We start from the raw sequence: 12,763 nt of genomic DNA, 5'->3' as shown, positions 1-12,763 counted from the left end.
GCTCCGGTCCACCTCAACGCAGCCATGGTCATCAGCCTCCATGTGGGTTCCCCAGTTAAGCGAGTTCAATCAACCGGTCTACCTGTCCATCGCCGACGCCCTGGCGCGGGATATCGGCAGCGGTTTGTTGAATGATGGTGACCGCTTGCCGACCCTGCGCGAGCTGGCGGTAACCCTGAATGTCACTCCTGGCACCATCAGCCGCGCCTACAGCGAAGCTCAGCGGCGCGGGTTGGTGCAGGGCGAAGTCGGCCGCGGCACTTACGTGCTGGCGCAGCCGCCGCTGGTGTTGCCCGAAGGTTCCAGCGCTCCGTCCCTGTCCCTGGGGCAGGCCGAAGCCCTGGACCTGTCGATCATCAAGCCCTACAGCGAAACCCTGGAGTACTGGTTGCGTGGCGCCCTGGTGGGCATGGCCCGCAGCAGTGACTTCGGCCGGGCGCTGGACTACGCCCCCGATGGAGGCCACCCGGCTCATCGCGAGGCCGGGGCGCAGTGGTTGCGGCATTCCTTGCCCGAGGCCAACTGGCAGCAGGTGGTCATTACCTCCGGTGCCCAGCACGGGCTGATGGTGGCCATCAGCGCCCTGAGCAACGCCGGCGACCTGGTGCTTTGCGAGTCGCTCTGCTACCCGGGCATCATCTCCGTGGCCCACGGCCTGGAGCGGCGCCTGCGGGGCGTGGCCATGGATGAAGAGGGGATACTCCCCGAGGCCCTGCGCGAGCAGTGCCTGCGGGAAAAACCGGCGCTGCTGGTGTGTGTCGCCAGTTGTCAGAACCCCACTACGGCGATCATGTCGCCAAGGCGTCGGGCGCAGATTGCGGCAATCGCCGACGAGTTCGACTTCCTGATCATCGACGACGATATCTACGGCTTTCTCGCCACCGATCCGTCGATCAAGCCGCTGGCGAGCTATGCGCCGCAGCGTTCGGTGTACCTCACCAGCCTGTCCAAGGCGATCATGCCGGCGTTGCGCGTGGGTTACCTCTACAGCCCGCCAAAGCTGCTGTCGCGGCTGAGTTCCATGGTCCGTAGCAGCGTGTGGATGCCGTCGCCGCTGACCGCGCAATTGGCCAGCAATGTGATTGTCGAAGGCTTGGACCGCAAGCTGGTACAGACCCAGCGCAATGAAGCGGCAGCGCGCCAGGCGATTGCACGGGACGTGTTTGCCGGCCTGGAGATCCGGACCCAGCCCCACAGCTATCACCTGTGGCTGACCTTGCCGGAGCCCTGGACGGGCGATGAGTTCGCCACCCTGGCCCGAGCCAATGGCGTGCTGGTGATGAGCGGCAGCCAGTTCCAGGTGGAACGCGGTGCCAGCTCCCGTTGTGTGCGGGTGGTATTGATGTCGCCCACCACCCAGGACGAGTTGCGCTTTGCCCTGACCCAGCTGGCCAGCCTGATCGAGGCTGACCCGCGGCGTTACCGCTAAGCCCTTGGCCGGCAAGCCGGCTCCTGCGGGGCCGTGTAGGAGCCGGCTTGCCGGCGAACAGGGCCTTAAAAGGTAGTACGCAACCCCACTTCCACACTGCGCCCGGCGGCCGGCGCGATATCCCGCAGGATCGAGCTGGCATAGCGCACGGTCTGGTTGGTCAGGTTCTCGCCCTTGACGAAGGCCAGCCACTGGCTATGTCCGATATCGAAGCGATAACCGGCACTGGCGCCAAAGGTGGTGTAGCCATCGGTGCCGCTTTCGTTGTCCGGCACCCGGCCCTGGCTGGCGGCATGTTGTACATCCAGGCGTGCCTGCCAGCGGTCCAGTTCCCACAGCAGGCCACTGTTCAGGCGCAATGGAGCGATGCGGGGCAGGTCCTGGCCGTTATCCAGGTTCTTGGCCCGGGTGTAGTCGCCGGACAGTTCCAGGGCGAACTTGCCGTAGGCGTTTTCCCCCAGGGTCCAGCGATCCTGGGCCTCGATTCCACTGAAGCGTGCCCGCACTCCGCTGTAGGCGTATTCCGGGATGCCTGTCGCATCTTCTTCGCCTTCATCGTTGAGGGTGCGCCCCGTGCCCAGCAGGCCGATGTAGTTGGAGAAGTGGCTGTAGAACACGCCGACGCTGCCTTTGTGGATGCCGTTGTCGAAGCGCAGGGCCAGGTCGCTGGACACGGCTTTTTCCTTCGATAGCTTGGCGCTGCCCACTTCATAGGTGCCGGTGGCGACGTGGGCGCCGTTGGCATACAGCTCGTAGAAGGTCGGGGCGCGCTCGGTGTAGCCCAGGGTCGCGGCCAGGGACCAGACCGGGGTCAGGGTGTAGACCGCCCCCGAGGACAGGCTGCCGGCGGTGAAGCTGCTGGACTTGTCGGCCTGGGCGAAGCGTTCGTTGCCCTTGCTTTCCGGGTCCACGGTGGTGTGTTCCAGGCGCCCGCCGAGGCTGAGCCGCAGGCGTTCGGTGGCTTGCAGTTCTTCGAGGATGAACAGCGCGCCGCTGTTGGTATCGGTCTGTGGCACGAAGGCTTCTTCGCCCAGGGCGGAGAATTCGTTGCGGTTGACCTGTGCACCGATCACCCCTTCGAGCGGGCCCAGCGGCTGGTGCCGGGCCTCGACACGGGCCTCGTAGCCCTTGTTCTTGAAGGTGGTGCCGGTTTCGCCGCCCTCGATCTCGCGGTGTTCGTAGTCGGTGTAGCCGGCGTTGAACTTGAGCGAGCTGAACGGGCCCTGCAGGTTGCGCAGTTCCGAAGCGAAGGCGTAGTGGTCCTGCTTCATGCGGATGCGCACGTCTTCTTCGGCGGGGGAGCCGTAGTTGGAGTCGTAGTTGCTGTAGGACAGGCCGGCATAGCCGTCGTCCCAGGTGTAGGAACCGCCGATGGCACCGCCGTCCTGGCGACCGTCGCTGTTGCCCAGGCGGCCTTTCTTGCCATCCCCGTCTTCACTGGCCGCAGCGTGACGGCTGCGGGCGTAGCCGGGAATCTTCAGGTCATTGAACTGCCGCGAGTTGGCATCCAGGTGCAGGGCAAAGGTGCCATCGCCGGCTTCCAGCTTGCCGGCGCTGCTGCGGGTGGTGTCGGCGCCGCCGTAGCGCAACTCGCCCGCCCCGTGGATGCCCTCGATGGCCTCGGTGGGAATCCGATTGTCGAAGCTGTTGACCACCCCGCCAATGGCGTTGCCGCCGTACAGCAGGGCCGCCGGGCCGCGGACGATCTCGATGCGCTCGACGTTAACCGGGTCCAGGGGCACCGCATGGTCGTAGGACAGCGACGAGGCGTCGAGGGCCCCGACGCCGTTCTGCAGAATGCGAATCCGGTCGCCATCCAGGCCGCGAATGATCGGCCGGCTGGCCCCCGGCCCGAAGTAGGATGAAGACACGCCCGGCTGTTTGTTCAGGGTTTCACCGAGGCTGCCTTTTTGTTCCAGGGTCAGTTGGTCGCCTTCCAGCACAGTGCTTGGGGCGGCCAGTTCGGTGCTGCCCAGGGGGTTGGCGGTGATGACTTGCTGGGGCAATTCCACGGCATGGGCCTGGGAGGCGATCAGCAGCGCGGCGGACAGTGGCGACAGGCGCCAGAGCAGGGAGCGAGAAGGGCGGTGAGTTGAGCGGGACATCGGTCATTCCTTGGCGAACAGAGCGCTAGGCGCTTTGAGTCAGTGAGCAGGCGGGACACGGGGGTGCCCAAAATGCGGGTGAGTTGTTATTGATTGATACAATATAACATCTCTTTTATTTCGAAAAGCCAGGAACTTTTCGCTGTTCATGCCCGATCGCCTCGGTGACGGGCTGCGACTACAGTTACTCAAGCGTGCTGGCGCGGGGCCAAGCCCTCGGCTAAGGTGCGCGGCTTTCCTCATTTTCTTCCCGCAAAGGCCTGGCATGACCGACACCCACACCGACCCGCTGCATGGCGTGACCCTGGAACAGATCCTCAAGGCGCTGGTGGAACACTACGAGTGGTCGGGGCTGGCTGAACGCATTGATATCCGCTGCTTCAAGAGCGACCCGAGCATCAAGTCGAGCCTGACCTTCCTGCGCAAGACGCCCTGGGCGAGGGAGAAGGTCGAGAAACTCTATGTGAAGTTGCAACGCACCAAGCGCCCGCTTTAAGGAGCCCTATGGCTGGCTTCTCGCTGCCGGGGCTGTGCACTCGGCGTGGCCTGATTGCCGTGGCGGCGATCCTTGGCTGGTTCGGGCTGACCGTCCAGCTGTACCTGATCCTGCTGTTGCGCTGGGACAGTGGCGCCAGCCTGCTGGGCGGGCTGGTGAACTTCTTCAGTTTCTTCACCGTGCTCAGCAATACCCTGGTGGCCAGCGTGCTGACTTGCGCCCTCAACCTGCGGGTTTCCAAGGGGCAGGCGTTCATGCTCCAGCCCTGGGTCAGCGGCGCCGTGGCGGCGAGCATTCTGCTGGTGGGGCTGGCCTACAGCCTGCTGTTGCGCCACCTCTGGCATCCCCAGGGTTGGCAATGGCTGGCGGACGAGTTGCTGCATGACGTGATGCCGCTACTATTCCTGGTCTATTGGTGGTGTTGCGTGCCCAAGGGCGGGCTGCGGATGAGGCACATCGGGTGGTGGACGCTCTACCCGATTGTGTATTTCGCCTACCTGTTGCTGCGCGGGCACTTGCTTGGGCTGTACCCCTATCCCTTCATCTCCGTGGACAGGCTGGGCTACCCCCGGGTGCTGCTCAATGCCCTCGGGATATTGGCGGGGTTCGTCCTGGTATCCCTGCTGTTGCTGGGGCTGGACCGCTGGCTGGGTAAACTCCGGTCCCGGGCCCCGTAGGAGCCGGCTTGCCGGCGAGGGGGCCCTTGGGACCGCCTTCGCTGGCAAGCCAGTTCCTACCCTGATGCGCGATTATTCTTCTTCGCTGCTGTCCAGGCGCCAGTAACCGGCGGCCTTGACGAATTCGTCGTTGAGCTGGTGCTCATCCAGCAGCACTCGACGCACCTGGCGCGACACCTTGCTCTCGGTGGCTACCCAGGCATACAGCTTGCCTTGCGGCACCTGCACCTGGCGCACCGTGCTGATCAGGTCCTGCCCGCCTGCGTCCCGTTCAACCCAGATCACCTGCACCTGGGCGGCGCTGTCCAGAGCCTGGCGTTCGGCGGCGTTCTGCACCTCGATCACCGCCAGCACCTGGCGCCCGGCCGGCAGTTCTTCCAGGCGCCGGGCAATGGCCGGCAGCGCGGTTTCATCGCCGATCAGCAGGTAGCTGTCGAAGATATCCGGCACCACCATCGAGCCCCGTGGCCCGCCGATGTGCAGGAACTGGCCCGGTGCGGCCTGTTCGGCCCAGGTGGAGGCGGGGCCGTCGCCGTGGAGCACGAAGTCGATGTCCAGTTCGCCCAACTCCAGGTCGTAGCGGCGCGGGGTGTAGTCGCGCATGGCGGGCATCGGGCCGCTGTCCTTGCCCGGGCCCAGTACCAGGGTTTCCAGGGCGGCTTGCTGTTCGGCGTTCTGCGGGAACAGCAGCTTCACATGGTCGTCGCTGCCCAGGCTGATGAACCCGGCCAGCTCAGGGCCGCGCAGGGTGATGCGGCGCATGCGCGGGGTCAGGTCGACCACGCGCAGCACCTCCAGGCGGCGGCGCTTGATCTCGTGCATGACCCGATGGATGGACAGTTCTGGGCTGGCAGTCATTGGCTTTTCTCCGGGGCGGGGTGGCTCACAGGACCATCGACAATGGCCTTGGCGGTGTTGTTCAGCAGGTCGCGCACCCGAAGGATTTCTTCCGGACTCCAGCGGCCATGGTGCATTTGCAGGGCGTGGCGCAGGTTGTGCACCGCCTCGTGGATTTCAGCGGGGCGATCATGTCCGCGCAGGGAACGCTTGCTGACCTCGATGCGCATGCGCACGCCGTCCAGGGCGATGGCCTGCTCCTGCAGGGAAAGACGTCCGGCGTCGGTCACGCTGTAGCGCTTTTTGCCGCCTTCGGCATCGCCCTGGATCATTTCGCTTTCTTCGAGAAAGGTCAGGGTCGGGTAGATCACCCCGGGGCTGGGGCTGTAGGCGCCGTCGAACATGCTTTCGATCTGGCGGATCAGGTCGTAGCCGTGGCAGGGCTGCTCGGCGATCAGCGCCAACAGCAGCAGCTTCAGGTCGCCGGGGGCGAATACCCGGGGCCCGCGGCCACCGCGTTCGCGGCCCGGGCGGCGTTCGAAGATCTCATGGCTGTCCCCGTGCTCGCGATGGGGAGGGTGGTGGTGCTCTCTCATTTTCTCTATCTCCGTTTCGATTTAGACATAACTTAAGATATATCTTAAGAATGACGCAAGCACTTCTGCCTGCGGCAAAGCTGCCGTTTGTCGGAGAGAGAGGGGGCTGCCTGTCGTGATTCAGCGTTGCGCCACGCTGCCCAGGCATTGGGTGCCACTGCCCGGTTGCAGGTAGGGCATGAGGATCGGCGCCATGCCCTTGAGCACCTGCACCGGCAAGGCCGAGGTGAATCTGAAGGCCTGGGCCGAGGCCCCCGGCACGTAGGCGGTAAGGGTGCCGAAATGGTGGTCGCCGATGTAGAACACGAAGGTTGCGGTGCGGTTGATGGATTTGGAGCTCAACACCCGCCCGCCGGCGCCAATGGCTTCGATGCGGTTGTCGCCGGTACCGGTCTTGCCGCCCATGGCCAATGGCGTGCCATCAGCCAGCTTGAAGCTGCCGGACACCCGTTTCGCGGTGCCGGCATCCACCACCTGCGACAAGGCTCCGCGCAGCGCCGTGGCCACCTCCGAGGGCATCACCCGCTTGCCCTTGTCCGGGTCGTTGAGCAGGCGGGTTTCATAGGGCGTGCCGGCGGCGAAGTGCAGGCTGTCGATGCGCAAGGTTGGCAGGCGCACGCCGTCGTTGAGGATGGTGCCCACCAGTTCCGCCAACGCCGCGGGGCGGTCGCCGGAGCTGCCGATAGCAGTGGCCAGGGACGGTACCAGGTGGTCGAACGGATAGCCGACGCTCTGCCAGCGCTGGTGGATATCGAGGAAGGCCTCGATCTCCAGCATGGTGCGGATACGGCTGTCGCGGGCACTGCGATGGCGGCTCTTGAACAGCCAGCTGTAGACCTCCTGGCGCTCGAACTCGCTGGCCTTGACGATCTGGGTGAAGTTCGCCTCCGGGTTGTTCATCAGGTAGCCCAGCAGCCAGAGGTCCAGGGGGTGGACCTTGGCGATGTAGCCCTGGTCCGGCAGGTCATAGGCGCCGGGGCCGTAGCTGGCGTAGAGCTTGTCCAGGCGCTCGTCGGTGAGCTTCTCGCTGACCTTGGCGCTCTTCATGTGGGCCCGGACGAAGCGGTTGAAGCTCTCCTGGCTGGCGTCCGGCAGCAGGTAGCGGTGCACGGCGGCGAGGCGGATTGCCGTGGGGTGCATGCTGTCGAGGAAGGTTTCCAGGCGCGACTGGGTGTCCTTGTTGCGGTACTTCTTCCAGAAACGCAGCAGGAACGAGGTGCCCTCACGGTCGGCAAAGCGTGCCAGGTACTCCTGGCGCCGCGGGTTCTGGTCGTCCTTGAGCAATTCGGCGCTGCTGCTGTCGCCGCCATAAGTGCTGTAGCGCACCAGGTCACGCATCAGGCGGATGAACGGCAGGTTGATGGATTCGCGCAGGGCATCGCGCAGGGTCGGGCTGCGGCCGTTGTCTTCGTTGCGAAAGTTGTGGAAGTGATGCACCCCGCCACCGGTGAAGAAGGCCTCGCCGGGGCTGGCGGAGTAGGTGCGGTCCAGGGCGGCGTCGAGCATTTTCGGCAGGCTGCGGTCGCTGTTCTGCATCAGGTAGTCGAGGGCCCAGCGGCTCAGGCGGTCCTGCTCGTTCACCGGGATCTTTTTCAACTGCGCGGGTGTTTGCGTGGCGTACTTGTCGTGCAGCTCGGAAATGATCTGCAGGTAGGTGGTCAGCACCCGCAGCTTGGCGGTGGAGCCCAGTTCCAGCTTGCTGCCTTCGTTGATGTCGAAAGGCTGGTCGGTGCTGTCGGTCTGCACCCGCACCCGCGAGCCGTCGGGGGTCAGTTCGAACAGGGTGAAGCTGTAGCGCACCTGGGTGGTGCTGGTGGGGGTCAGCAGGCGTTCGCCTAGCACACCAATCTGCGCGGCGAAGGCCGGGTCCGCAAGGTGCTTGAGGTATTCGGTGGCCTGGCGCTGCAGGTCGCTCTGCAAGGTGCTGGTGGCCGAGAGGTCGAGGCGGTCCAGGTCATACAGCGGTCGGTTGAGCAGGGCGGCGAGGCGGCTGCGGGCGACGCTGATGCCCTTGTTGGTCTCGATCGGCTGAATGGTCGGCTGCTGCTGCCAGTCGCGGTAGGTCACCTGGCTGGCCAGGGCGACGCTGCTCAGCGCCGGGTCGATGACGTTGTTCTGTGCCAGCAGGCGGATATGGCTGTCCGTCAGTTCCGCCAGTTCTGCGCGACCCTTGGCCAGGTAATGGGAGGGACGGCGCTGGGCAATCATCAGCGACAGCACCTGGCGCAGGGCCAGCCCTCGTGCGGCGAGGCTTTTCGAGTCCATGGCGGTGCTGCCGAGCACCTGGTTGACCTTGTCGAAGTCAGCGCCATACCAGACCCGCAGCCCCTCGGCCATGCCGTGCACTTCGCCGTGGCCGGGCACTGCGGACAGCGGCACGCTGTTGAGGTAGTCGCGCACGATGCGTTTGCGGGCCTCCAGGGTCTGTGGGCCGTCCTGATAGGCCCGCACGCTGGCGGAAACCATCTGCCGGATCTTCTCGCCCCCGGATACCGTCAGGCCATCCGGCGAATGGCGGTATTTTTCCAACTGGGTGGCCAGGGTGCTACCCCCGGCGCTCTGCCCCGGCAGGTGCAAGAGCCGGGCGATCTGCGACCAGGCGGCCTTGGCAAAGCGCGGCCAGTCCACCGCCGGGTTGGCCTCGGCCGGCTTGGGGGCCAGCAGATCGCGGTTCTCGATGAACAGCAGGCTGTGCACCACCAGCGGCGGAATGCTGGCAAAGCTCTCATACAGCTGTTGCGGGTAATTGAACTGGTACAGGGGCGCGGCGCGGCAGTCGGTAATGGACAGGCCAGCCTGGATCTTTTCGGTGTAGGGCACGAAAAATCCGCTTTTGCTGTAGTCCATCAGTGCCGGGGAGAAACGCGTCTGGGCGTCGATCAGGTAACCGCGCTTGAGCAAGCGTGGCAGGAACTCCCCCAGGGCGCTGTAGCCCAGGCGCCGGTCGAACGGCCCGGCACCGGGATAGAGCACGGCATCACTGGGGCCGGGCTCCAGGGAGTAGCTCAGGTCAGCGGCCAGCCGGCTGAATTCCCGGGCCTGGAGTTTCGAGGTGCGCATCTCCCGGGCAGCGGCAAAGCCAAGGGCAATCAGGGCGATCAGCAGCAACAGCCAGAACAGGCGCCAGGCATAACGGCGGGATTTGCGGCGTTTCGGTAAAGGCGTTTCGTCCTCGCTGTGGCTTGGCACTGCGTTCTTATGCGAATCGGTCTGCCACAGAGCGCCCATAGTCGATTGATCCATTCACGCAGATTGATCGGACTTGCCTGAAGCTTAGTCGGTGGTGGGCGTCGGTGAAGAAAATGTGAAAACGACCCGGCCCCGCTTCTGTGGCGAGGGAGCAAGCTCCCTCGCCACAGGGTAGAGCCTTTTCCCAGGTAAATACGCCCTAGGTAGGGGCATGACGATGCACCAGGCCTGTGCAATACTCCCGGCCCTTTCCGAGTGAGGTTTCAGGGCAAAAAGCAGGTAATGCTTCTCCGTGAAAGCGGTATTTGCCGAGATTTCTCTCTGAATATTGCAACTTATAGAGTGAAAAGCCCTGTCGGGAGCTTTTTATACTGCGCACCCCGCTGATCTGGCAGGTCTTGTCCTACCAGACGCTCCGTCCCACAAGGCCGGTGCGGTCGAGCAAGCTTCGGCTATCCGCTGGCGCTTCGAAGGCTCGGTGGTTCATATCCAATAACAAAATGAGGTTGTATCTCTATGCCAGTTGGCAACCAACTGCCCCACGGCGAGACCGCTCAGGGCGGCCCGCTGAAACGCGAACTCGGCGAACGGCATATTCGCTTGATGGCCCTCGGCGCCTGTATCGGTGTCGGCCTGTTCCTCGGCTCGGCCAAGGCCATCGAAATGGCCGGCCCGGCCATCATGCTGTCCTACATCATTGGCGGCCTGGCGATCCTGGTGATCATGCGCGCCCTCGGCGAGATGGCGGTGCATAACCCGGTCGCAGGTTCCTTCAGCCGTTACGCACAAGACTACCTGGGCCCGCTGGCGGGCTTTCTCACCGGCTGGAACTACTGGTTCCTGTGGCTGGTGACCTGTGTTGCGGAAATCACCGCAGTGGCGGTGTACATGGGGATCTGGTTCCCCGATGTGCCGCGCTGGATCTGGGCCCTGGCGGCCCTGGTGAGCATGGGCTCGATCAACCTGATCGCGGTCAAGGCCTTCGGTGAGTTCGAGTTCTGGTTCGCCCTGATCAAGATCGTCACCATCATCGCCATGGTGGTCGGCGGCATCGGCATCATCGCCTTCGGTTTCGGCAATGACGGCGTGGCCCTGGGCATCTCCAACCTGTGGACCCACGGCGGCTTCATGCCCAATGGCGTGACCGGCGTGCTGATGTCCCTGCAGATGGTGATGTTCGCCTACCTGGGCGTAGAGATGATCGGCCTCACCGCCGGTGAAGCGCGCAACCCGCAAAAGACCATTCCCAACGCCATCGGCTCGGTGTTCTGGCGCATCCTGCTGTTCTACGTGGGCGCGCTGTTCGTGATCCTGTCGATCTACCCGTGGAACGAGATCGGCACCCAGGGCAGCCCCTTCGTGATGACCTTCGAGCGCCTGGGTATCAAGACCGCCGCCGGCATCATCAACTTCGTGGTGATCACCGCCGCGCTGTCCTCCTGCAACGGCGGCATCTTCAGCACCGGGCGCATGCTCTACAGCCTGGCGCAGAACGGCCAGGCCCCGGCCGGCTTCGCCAAGACCTCGAACAACGGCGTGCCGCGTCGCGCCTTGCTGCTGTCGATCTTCGCCCTGCTGCTAGGCGTGCTGCTGAACTATCTGGTGCCGGAAAAAGTGTTCGTCTGGGTGACCTCCATCGCCACCTTCGGTGCGATCTGGACCTGGGTGATGATCCTTCTGGCCCAGCTCAAGTTCCGCAAGGGCCTGAGCCCGGCAGAACGTGCCGGCCTGAAGTACCGCATGTGGCTGTACCCGATCAGTTCCTACCTGGCCCTGGCCTTCCTGGTACTGGTGGTGGGGCTGATGGCCTACTTCCCGGATACCCGTGTGGCGCTGTATGTCGGCCCGGCGTTCCTGGTGCTGCTGACAGTGCTGTTCTATCTGTTCAAGCTGCAACCGACCAATGTCCAGCAAGGTTCGGCGCGGTCGGCGTCCTGACCTGCGCTTCGGTGATGCGGCTGGCTTGAGCATCCTGGACTGAAACGCTGAGACCAGAAATCCGGCGACCTGCAAAGGCCGCCGGATTTTTTTTGCCCGGGTCAACCGCCCAGGGTGCCGCTGGTATCGGCGTCGAAGATGGCCTTGGCCTGCAGCGCCGCCGGCGCCAGCAGGGCGAGCAACGCCGTTTCGCTGTGGAGCTGATGGGCGGCCAGGGTCTTGGGTGTCGGCTCGATGGGAATCAGCACCTCTTCGCCGGGCCCATGCAGCCAGATCGCCGTGACCTGCAGCGCCGAGATGAACAGCAGGCGCAGTTCATAGCTTTTTCCCTGCAGTTGCGGCGCCTGTTCCGCCAGGTCCAGGGCGTTGACGGCGGACGCCGCCAGGCTGCCATGGTTCAGCGCAGAGAAGCCGACCTTGCCGGCCACCTCGGTCAACTGCGCATCGGCAATCGACACTCCGGCATCGAGCACCAGGTAATGCCAGTCACCGGCCTTGGCCTCGGCCAGCCCCTTGCCCTGGGCCAGGTCCTCCAGGCTCAGGGCGTAGCCGCGAAAGGCCTGGGACAGATTCAGGTTACGGGCACTGGCCTTGGCAAACCCGCGGTTGATACCGAAACCCTGGGTCTGCAGGGCCGCCTGAAGGGCCGAGCGCAGGTGCTGGACGCCATCGACAGGCGCCTTGGGGTAAGTCAGTTGCATGTCGCCTCCTAGTTTTTTCGGGTGAAGTAGGTGTGGGTCCAGTTGCCGCCACCGTTGTAGGAACCGGGGAAACTGTTCAGGGCGCGGGTCGAGTATCCGTAGATCGAATCCGCCACTAGGATGTAGCCGCCATCGCTGCCGTAGATCGTCAGGAAATGCGCACCGCCGCCGTACCAGGCACAGCGCAGGCCCACGGGGCGGCCCATGCCGAGCTGGTTGTCGATGGCCGGCATCTGCATCCGGTCCTCACGCATGCCGCCGTAGCAGCGGGTGGTGCGCAGGGCCGAATCCAGGTAGCCGTAGACGTTGCAAGGCCCGGGCTGGCTGCAGCAGGAGTTGCGGCCCAGTTCGGCGTTGGCCACTCCGCACTGGGTCCAGGAACCGGTGCCGTAGTAGTTGCCCACCGATGCGGACAATGCGGCCCAGCACCAGTTGCTCTGGGTTTGCTGCTGCACGCTGAAGTTGAGCCGGGCAGCGGCCTGGGGCGCAGCTTCGGTGTGTGGATCGACTTCGCTCAGTTGCGGGTCGAGCAGGCTGCCGGCCAGGCACTGGGGCAGGGCCTGGGGAGCGTCGCCTGGGGTCAGGTTGCTACTTAACATGTTCATCCTCCATGAATGAAATCCAGCCTCCGGCTGGTGTCGTCGTTGCGTGTCGGGCTACTGCGCGTAGCCGGACCCGGGACATGACGCTGCGCTGGGCCAGCCTCGATGGCCTGCGTTGACCGGGTCTGCAAACAACCTTAGAGGATTGATGCGTCAATGCAATTAAAATATGCGTTTATGCATATTATCTGCC

The 12,763-nt window shown here is 64.3% G+C and carries 10 protein-coding genes; 4 read left to right on the top strand and 6 right to left on the bottom strand.

Annotation, left to right across the window (positions count from 1 at the left end):
- Positions 1-40: 40 nt before the first annotated feature.
- Complete coding sequence (locus AC1RCO_RS18870) at positions 41-1,429, top strand: aminotransferase-like domain-containing protein (protein ID WP_123472919.1); 1,389 nt, start codon at positions 41-43, stop codon at positions 1,427-1,429.
- Between the two features lie 65 nt (positions 1,430-1,494).
- Here AC1RCO_RS18870 and AC1RCO_RS18865 read toward each other — a convergent pair whose 3' ends face one another.
- Complete coding sequence (locus AC1RCO_RS18865) at positions 1,495-3,534, bottom strand: TonB-dependent receptor (RefSeq protein WP_065365267.1); 2,040 nt, start codon at positions 3,532-3,534, stop codon at positions 1,495-1,497.
- A gap of 265 nt (positions 3,535-3,799) precedes the next feature.
- Here AC1RCO_RS18865 and AC1RCO_RS18860 point away from each other — a divergent pair, with 265 nt between their 5' ends.
- Together AC1RCO_RS18860 and AC1RCO_RS18855 are read left to right on the top strand one after the other, a co-directional pair.
- Positions 3,800-4,030: a VF530 family protein gene (locus AC1RCO_RS18860; protein WP_019093117.1), complete on the top strand. Its 231-nt coding sequence runs from the start codon at positions 3,800-3,802 to the stop codon at positions 4,028-4,030.
- Between the two features lie 8 nt (positions 4,031-4,038).
- A complete protein-coding gene (locus tag AC1RCO_RS18855) occupies positions 4,039-4,707 on the top strand; it encodes a Pr6Pr family membrane protein (RefSeq protein WP_011063163.1) in 669 nt (222 codons plus the stop codon).
- A 72-nt stretch (positions 4,708-4,779) separates the two neighbouring features.
- Here AC1RCO_RS18855 and AC1RCO_RS18850 read toward each other — a convergent pair whose 3' ends face one another.
- The 3 genes from AC1RCO_RS18850 to AC1RCO_RS18840 all read right to left on the bottom strand — a co-directional run bounded on the left by AC1RCO_RS18850 (position 4,780) and on the right by AC1RCO_RS18840 (position 9,368).
- A complete protein-coding gene (locus tag AC1RCO_RS18850; protein WP_492617943.1) occupies positions 4,780-5,565 on the bottom strand; it encodes a siderophore-interacting protein in 786 nt (261 codons plus the stop codon).
- The gene (locus AC1RCO_RS18845) at positions 5,562-6,140 is read right to left on the bottom strand and encodes a PadR family transcriptional regulator (RefSeq protein WP_011063161.1); all 579 of its coding nucleotides are present in this window, start codon (positions 6,138-6,140) and stop codon (positions 5,562-5,564) included. Before AC1RCO_RS18845 ends, AC1RCO_RS18850 begins: the two co-directional genes overlap by 4 nt.
- Positions 6,141-6,260: 120 nt before the next feature.
- On the bottom strand, positions 6,261-9,368 hold the full coding sequence (locus tag AC1RCO_RS18840; protein ID WP_065365269.1) for a transglycosylase domain-containing protein: 3,108 nt from the start codon (positions 9,366-9,368) through the stop codon (positions 6,261-6,263).
- A 477-nt stretch (positions 9,369-9,845) separates the two neighbouring features.
- Here AC1RCO_RS18840 and AC1RCO_RS18835 point away from each other — a divergent pair, with 477 nt between their 5' ends.
- Positions 9,846-11,267: an amino acid permease gene (locus AC1RCO_RS18835; protein WP_015636846.1), complete on the top strand. Its 1,422-nt coding sequence runs from the start codon at positions 9,846-9,848 to the stop codon at positions 11,265-11,267.
- 101 nt (positions 11,268-11,368) lie between these two features.
- Here the strand turns inward: AC1RCO_RS18835 and AC1RCO_RS18830 are convergent, their stop codons facing one another.
- Positions 11,369-11,968, bottom strand: coding sequence for a hypothetical protein (locus tag AC1RCO_RS18830; RefSeq protein WP_210458161.1), 600 nt, complete (start codon positions 11,966-11,968; stop codon positions 11,369-11,371).
- A gap of 8 nt (positions 11,969-11,976) precedes the next feature.
- Positions 11,977-12,567, bottom strand: a complete 591-nt coding sequence (locus tag AC1RCO_RS18825; protein WP_011063158.1) for a papain-like cysteine protease family protein — start codon at positions 12,565-12,567, stop codon at positions 11,977-11,979.
- Positions 12,568-12,763 lie beyond the last annotated feature (196 nt).

The organism is Pseudomonas sp. GW823-FHT03E05 (assembly GCF_058796855.1).
Note: the sequence above shows the minus strand (reverse complement) of the source record. Positions and strands in the feature narration are given on the sequence as shown.

Bases quoted from the DNA above. Each gene is read 5' to 3' on its own strand.
- AC1RCO_RS18860 (WP_019093117.1), top strand. From the start codon at position 3,800: ATGACCGACACCCACACCGACCCGCTGCATGGCGTGACCCTGGAACAG.
- AC1RCO_RS18830 (WP_210458161.1), bottom strand. From the start codon at position 11,968: ATGCAACTGACTTACCCCAAGGCGCCTGTCGATGGCGTCCAGCACCTG.
- AC1RCO_RS18845 (WP_011063161.1), bottom strand. From the start codon at position 6,140: ATGAGAGAGCACCACCACCCTCCCCATCGCGAGCACGGGGACAGCCAT.
- AC1RCO_RS18835 (WP_015636846.1), top strand. From the start codon at position 9,846: ATGCCAGTTGGCAACCAACTGCCCCACGGCGAGACCGCTCAGGGCGGC.
- AC1RCO_RS18825 (WP_011063158.1), bottom strand. From the start codon at position 12,567: ATGTTAAGTAGCAACCTGACCCCAGGCGACGCTCCCCAGGCCCTGCCC.
- AC1RCO_RS18870 (WP_123472919.1), top strand. From the start codon at position 41: ATGTGGGTTCCCCAGTTAAGCGAGTTCAATCAACCGGTCTACCTGTCC.
- AC1RCO_RS18865 (WP_065365267.1), bottom strand. From the start codon at position 3,534: ATGTCCCGCTCAACTCACCGCCCTTCTCGCTCCCTGCTCTGGCGCCTG.
- AC1RCO_RS18850 (WP_492617943.1), bottom strand. From the start codon at position 5,565: ATGACTGCCAGCCCAGAACTGTCCATCCATCGGGTCATGCACGAGATC.
- AC1RCO_RS18840 (WP_065365269.1), bottom strand. From the start codon at position 9,368: ATGGGCGCTCTGTGGCAGACCGATTCGCATAAGAACGCAGTGCCAAGC.
- AC1RCO_RS18855 (WP_011063163.1), top strand. From the start codon at position 4,039: ATGGCTGGCTTCTCGCTGCCGGGGCTGTGCACTCGGCGTGGCCTGATT.